Annotated in this window: 7 protein-coding genes; all 7 read right to left on the reverse strand. The window is 36.2% G+C overall.

The features are described from left to right. The coding region (locus HMPREF1639_RS07570; RefSeq protein WP_036765096.1) for a glycoside hydrolase family 73 protein at window positions 1-515 on the reverse strand (515 nt) is incomplete at its 3' end. A 101-nt stretch (window positions 516-616) separates the two neighbouring features. Then, on the reverse strand, window positions 617-1,024 hold the full coding sequence (locus tag HMPREF1639_RS07575; RefSeq protein WP_036765099.1) for a phage holin family protein: 408 nt from the start codon (window positions 1,022-1,024) through the stop codon (window positions 617-619). Between the two features lie 30 nt (window positions 1,025-1,054). Next, window positions 1,055-1,729, reverse strand: a complete 675-nt coding sequence (locus tag HMPREF1639_RS07580; RefSeq protein WP_036765101.1) for a hypothetical protein — start codon at window positions 1,727-1,729, stop codon at window positions 1,055-1,057. Continuing rightward, entirely contained in the window at window positions 1,730-1,891 is a 162-nt protein-coding gene (locus HMPREF1639_RS09315) for a hypothetical protein (protein ID WP_156955972.1), read from the reverse strand. 12 nt (window positions 1,892-1,903) lie between these two features. After that, window positions 1,904-2,839 carry a hypothetical protein gene (locus HMPREF1639_RS07585; protein ID WP_036765110.1) on the reverse strand — a complete coding sequence of 312 codons (936 nt, stop codon included), beginning with the start codon at window positions 2,837-2,839 and terminating at the stop codon, window positions 1,904-1,906. Between the two features lie 25 nt (window positions 2,840-2,864). Then, the gene (locus HMPREF1639_RS08995; RefSeq protein ID WP_052045472.1) at window positions 2,865-3,509 is read right to left on the reverse strand and encodes a hypothetical protein; all 645 of its coding nucleotides are present in this window, start codon (window positions 3,507-3,509) and stop codon (window positions 2,865-2,867) included. Beyond that, window positions 3,510-3,908 (reverse strand): tail fiber domain-containing protein, encoded by a 399-nt coding sequence (locus HMPREF1639_RS07595; RefSeq protein ID WP_036765114.1) that lies wholly within the window; start codon window positions 3,906-3,908, stop codon window positions 3,510-3,512. Window positions 3,909-3,923: the final 15 nt, after the last annotated feature.

Here is a 3,923-nt window from a genome sequence, read left to right on the forward strand (position 1 = left end):
AATATCTTCATTCCTTTTACCTCGCTTTCTTTTATAACATCATCATATTTATATAATTTATACATTTCAATTAAGCCCATCAACTGGTCTGCATAAATCTTGCTTGTTGCATATCCTGCATTCTGTAAGCCCCTACAAGCTTTTTTATAGTCTGTCTGACCAATAACTCCATGAGTGCTATAGTGGGCTTCTCTCCAACCCTCATGAAAGAATTTAGCATGATCTATAAGGCTCTCTTTCCATGAATCATATTTTCTAAATGCTGCATTGATGAAAAATTGTTTATTATTCTTATCATATTCAGCTGTCCTGACGGTGTAACTCTCACCTTTCCAATCATCCTTAGCCTTAATGCCAAAAAGATTGTTTGCTTTAGTGGCTAATTCTGATATCCCCCAGCCTGACTCTAAGCACGCTTGAGCTATGGTTACACTAGGTAAAATCTTACCAGCATACCATCCAGCAATTGCACCATCCTTAACTTTTTCTATAAAAATATCCTGCTTAGTTGCCATCATATCACTTCCTTAAATATAAAAGGTGGCCTTAAAGACCACCTTATTTACTAAGTTTTCTACCTGGTAAAATTACCAGGTAAAGTTTATTAAATTAAAATTTATTCGCTTTTTTCTTTTAATTGCTCCAGGGTCTTTTTCAAGGCACTAGGATATCTTACCCCTAGCTTTCCGCCATTTTCTAATATGGAAAGTCCCTCATTTGCTATATAGAAGAAGCATGTAGCCATTCGTATAACCTGGTTATCTATCCCCATCAGCCTATCAAGCTGCACTGCTAAGGCCACCATAAAGAAAATTACTACTTTCTTAGCTATGCCCTTAAATCCTACTCTGGAATTTAGCTTTTTATTATATCCTGCTGCCAAAAGACCACTTGCATAGTCAACAATTATAAAAACAAGCAACACCTGAAAAGTCTTGTCCCAGCCACCGAATAGGTAGCCACATATTCCCCCGGAACAAGCACCAATTATTTTGATTAATTCCCCAGCATTTTCAAATTTCATTTTGTCTATTCTCCTTTTATTTTAGTTGTTTTAGTATGTTTTTAAATTTCCTATTTTAGTTAAAATATCCGTTGGGTTGCACTCAACAAATATTGTATTGCCATTATGTCCGATAGTATGTGACTTACAATATATGCCTGTATTTGCACCGCTTACAACATATATCGTGTAGTCTTTTAGGTTATCATATGTGGTAGTTGAGTCGGCTAAAGTAACCTCATCACTGGTAAATTTAGTTACTTCTTTGATATCCCCACTTACTTTTTCATATCTTAGATGATGCCCGAATATATTTACAGAGCCACCAGCACGAGTAGTTAATAGTCCGATAGTAATTTTAGTAAGCAGTCCATCGAATTCACTAAGACTATTCAAATTTGCAGCAGTTTGCCATTTTGAACACCTTTCCGTCATTTTTTCTACCACAGGCATGGTAATCCATAGATAAGGCATTAGATGTTCAGAAAGTGAATTGACCCTACCCAGTATAGAACTGTTGCTATTTTCACCTTCTAAAAAATCATATATGTAAAGCCCATATTCATCAGCATCGGCCCTAAGATTGGGGTCGGATACTAAGTTAGATAGATTTACAAGTGCGTATCCTGCCATTTGTTGTTCCTGTGTTTTTGGAACCATATTTTTTAAAGAGGTATCAATTTTATCTACTGTCTCATTTATTTTTTTTAGTTCATCTTTAATCATTTAGTTACCCCCTAACTTTTTATTAATTGATTTTAAAAAATCGTCAACCCCCTCAAGTGAGGTCTTGATTGCATTGACATCTTCTGCATTAGCACAATTTTTATCTACATACTCTTTACTAACTACATCTAAATCTTGTTCTATCAGTCCTAAAACTTTCATTGTCTACTCTCCTTATCCTACTATAACTATTTTGTATTCATTTGCCTTAGGTGGCTTAGCAAACTTAACCTTGACGTTATTAACGTCTGTAACTTCAACATCTGTAATCACTTGTGCAAATGGGGCCTTATTTTCCCTCACCATGACAACTACATCCTGGGAATTCAGATTATGATTTACAGTGAACTCTGTGGCTGTGCCATTGCCTATCTCTTTTGCTACCTTACCAGTCTTGTCTGCTATGCCTTTCTTTAAAACTGTAGTTAAGTTGTCGTTATTCTTTAGTAACTCTTCTATCTCTTTAAATGTGTCATAGTTAGATGACGCCCCATTAAGTATCTGGTTAATCCTCTGATTAGTAAAGGTGTTAGCTTGCTGTAGGGCCGTGTCTGCCTTAGCTTGTGCCTGTGCGTCTGTTATCTTAGTTGCAAGGGTATTATCTAGACCTGTAATCTTGCTAGTTGGTATAGTCTTATTACTAGCTATTAGGGCCTGTATGATAGTATCTATCTTTAGTTTATCGTCTAGCCCATCAATTTTAGATGTGCTGATTTTAGATGTACCTTCATTGATTTTGGTAACTATGTCCCCTGCTGTAATTGCCCCGGCTATGCCATTTATCCTATCTGCGTTGATGTTTTCAGTACCACTATTAATCGTAGCCACTAAATTAGTAGCCTTTAGCTTGTCTGCTAGGTCCTTGATTTTATCTAGGTTAATTAGGCTATCACCGTCATTTATAGTCTTAACTATGCTGACTGCTGTAGGTGAAGCGTCCTTTGCGTCCATAGCCATCCACACAGCCCCTGTATAAACATAGGCCCTCTTATCCTTGGTATTGTAGTATACCTGACCTGCTACGGCCTGGCTAGGCTCTACAGCCACTGAGTGAAGCACAGCTTCTAGTAGCTGATTTTGATTCGCTTTTAAATTTGCGAGTAAATTCATGTTTTTACCACCTTTCAAAATTTAATTAATTAAAAAAAGCCACTCCCGAAAAAGGATGGCTAAATTTCAATTCTACTGTATTTTCATTTATATGTCTTACATCCCCATAAACCTCATTATTGCCGGTGTCTGCAACCGATACGGCTGGATACTTACCTAGATTATGCTGGACTGTCCAAGTATCGCTGGCCACCTGCTGATTGTGGGTGTATGACTTATCTACAACTTTATCTAATCCCTTAGTCTTTTCTACAAGCTCTTTTATTTTATTCTCTGCATTTATAAGAGACTCGAAAAGGTCTGTAGCACTAATCTTTTTTAGATTGTCTAATTCAACATCTATCAAGCTTTCAACATAGTTAATACTGAAGATTCCTGATAAAAGTTTTTTACCCCCATCTATTATGGCTAGTTCGGTTAAATATTCCCCCTTATTAAGGCACGGAAATATAACATCTACGTAGGCATTTTCTTTATCAAAAAATACCTGTTCATTCTCAAATATTTCATCCTTAATTTTAATAACATTTCTAAATTTTAAGTCAGATAAGTTTTTAAAATCGTTTAAGATAAATCTAACCCCTCGTGCAGATTCACCTGCATTTACGACAAATACCTGGTCTACAAAGCTATCCGGGGATAGATAATGTCTGTATAATCCCTTAAGCACTTATTTCACCTTCTCCCTAAGTAATTTCTTAATTTCGGCCAATTCTTCTTCTAGCTTACCAACCCTGTCTTCTAGGGCCTCACGTTTTTTAATCTCTTCTTGTAAGGCAACATGAAGCATAGATGTATAATTACCCATATTGATTGATAGTAGCCCTTCAGAGTCTTTTACTACCAAATAATCTTGAATAAATCTAAAGCGCTGTATATCTTGGGCTATCATTGACAAGTTATTCCCGCTAAACTTCTTATATTGATATGTTGCCAAATTTATCGTTTTGACAAAATCAAATATATTAGATTTATTTATGTTCCCTGGTCCATCTTCAATGTATTTGATGTTGTCCTTAACACGTCTNTCCGACCTTACAGAGTATATATAGTATTGCAGCCACCCCATAGTTACACGGGCGTC

The organism is Peptostreptococcus sp. MV1 (assembly GCF_000758885.1).
Classification (GTDB): domain Bacteria; phylum Bacillota; class Clostridia; order Peptostreptococcales; family Peptostreptococcaceae; genus Peptostreptococcus.